A 2,390-nucleotide genomic window follows, 5' to 3' on the forward strand; every position below is an offset into this window, starting at 1 on the left:
CGACGCGAAGAAGATCCACAAACAACGGCCGGTTCTCCAGGAACAACTCGCTACCGCCATCAAACCGGCAGCTGAGGCCTAACTAAAGACCAATGCTCTTTGGAGGTATTATCTCCTCCATCGATTGCTTGTAGAATCGTTTCGAATCCTTTGACGTGTTCAAAGAGAGCATCAACAACGGTTTTGATTTCGCCAGTTTCGGCGTATTTTGCTCCTCGAGCCGTTGTCTGGTATCGGCCGTTATCTATTGTCAAGAGTTCGATTGAACGCTGAAACCCGACATACTGCTCTATTGTTGAATCGCGCTCTGCGGTCGTATTCACTCTCAGCCACTTCCACAACTCGGGTTCTTCAGGCCCTGTCGAATCCACATACACCAACATCGACCGAAGATTCTGGAGTCGATTATCGATACCTCCAAAAAATCGGTCTGTAGTCATTCGGCGGTCATCAGGCATACCGTCCCGTTTTGCCGTTAGAAAATAGAACCTTCGCTCTCGGCGTAATGTTTGAGATCCCTGCCGTCATCCAATTTCCAACTGAGCGTGTGAACACGAGCGTGATATTGCTCACTATGAGTTCCTCGAGCAGGTCGTCACTGGCCCCTATACATTCATGGAGGATGGGAGGGACATATCTCAATAAGGAATTTGACGCGAACGACCTCAAGCCGCTCGCAGTTCTGTCCCCGCCGAATTAACCCCGGGTATGTAGATACCCTGTGGTTAATTTGGTGGGTTCACCAGCCACAGCATTCAATCACCCAAATGTAATTTTAGCAACATCACCATTGTACTACGTCACATCGGCGAACTCCTCGACAAAGAACTGCTGACTCGCCTGAGCACCGACCGTTGGAACACCTTCAAAGCCGACCAATTGACCGTCCGTGAACGCGGTAGCGAGCGTATCTAACTCGTCGGTAGGTAATCTAACAGCAGCTATTGGCTCAGTATGTTCTGTTTCAGTACCTCCTTTGTACAAGATCGAAGCACGGAGCACAGTGTCAGAAGGACAATACGTGTAGACTGCGATCGGCTCAAGGGCTGGTCAGTCGGTGGAGAAATCAATACGCTCTGCCTTGGCGACAAGTTCCGATTTGGCGTCGGTAACGGCTTCATCGAACGCGTCGCCCGGGGTGGGCTCCGTGTGGTTTGGCGGGCGCGGGAGAATTACGCAATGGGACGCCCACCCGCTCGAGAAGCCCGCCTTGGCAAATTCGTGGAGGGCCCAGTTCTGTTCCCCCATCTCGGCAACAGTTTGCGCGGCACACAGCGCGGACATTTCACATTCGAGCCAATTGTAAAGGCGTCCGCCGTAGCCGTCGGACATTCTCACGGCAAGGTCGTACAGTGGGTCGGGTATCTGATTGTCCATCTCCTCCACGACCGAATAGAACATCAGTTCGCCGCCTGCCATCGACACCCAGTCTTCCCATATCCAGACCGGACGACCCTCGTTGGATGAGATGAGGTCGTTATAGATCTCGGGACCGTCGTCCCACGACTTGTACGCGAAGTGCACAACGAGGGCCAGCAGAACCGGATTGTAGCCTTCTGTGTCGGAGTCGATCAGGTACTTGGCGTAGTTGGCGAACACCTTCTTCGAGTCCTCAATGGGGTCCACGTCAAACGGCGTATCGGCAAGCAGGCGGACGAGCAGTTCAGTACGGTGGCGTTCGGGCAAGTCCTCCAGCGTGAGGAAGAAATCGAGGATGTGCTCGTGCTGGAACAGGGTGGCTGTAGAGAAGCGGTCAAGCAGAGAATTGGCGAAGGAGGCGCGCTGAGAGTCGGATAGGCCGTCGAGGTGTTTAAATGTGCCTGACGATGGAACAGCATCGCCGGGTTCGTAGTCCGTGTTATATGTGTAGAGCAGGCCGAGCTCGTCGAGAGTGTAGAACAGATCCCAGTCGAGGTCTGCCTTCCGATTGGGCGCGTTCACGTGGTTAAGGTTCAGATCAAGCAGTATGTCTCGACCTTCGTCTTTGACCTGAATCGTGTACACCGGCGGAGCGCCGCCGTTCTTATTGGGGATATGAATGTACCACTCGTCTTCCTTCTCGTCCTCCGTCTTTTTTTTCAGAGTAGGCATATCAAGAGTTCTCGCTGTCGTGGTTGACTGTGAGCGCATAGATAGATGTTATCATCTCTCCGGTCATTCAGCACCCGAGGTCGCCATGGAGGCGGAAGCGCATCGAACGGGCCAATCAGAACGTCTGCTGGCTTTCGCGCGTTGTTTACCGTATACGTGCGGTTTCCAAATCTCCCCTTCACGTAGCCTATTGTGGTTTCAACTTTATACTGTCGGCTGAATATTCTTTAGGCTAGAGTGTGATTATAGGGTATGTCCACGCTTGATGCCGCCACCCTCGACGACCTCCGCGACGCTCT

The 2,390-nt window shown here is 53.2% G+C and carries 2 protein-coding genes; both read right to left on the reverse strand.

Annotated features, from left to right (window positions below; all coding sequences use genetic code 11):
* Positions 1-59: 59 nt before the first annotated feature.
* A complete protein-coding gene (locus BW940_RS21390; RefSeq protein ID WP_143823985.1) occupies positions 60-458 on the reverse strand; it encodes a hypothetical protein in 399 nt (132 codons plus the stop codon).
* A gap of 592 nt (positions 459-1,050) precedes the next feature.
* Positions 1,051-2,091 (reverse strand): hypothetical protein, encoded by a 1,041-nt coding sequence (locus tag BW940_RS20705; protein ID WP_076611032.1) that lies wholly within the window; start codon positions 2,089-2,091, stop codon positions 1,051-1,053.
* Positions 2,092-2,390 lie beyond the last annotated feature (299 nt).

Origin of the sequence: Natronorubrum thiooxidans (assembly GCF_900156475.1) — an archaeon.
Lineage (GTDB): Archaea > Halobacteriota > Halobacteria > Halobacteriales > Natrialbaceae > Natronorubrum > Natronorubrum thiooxidans.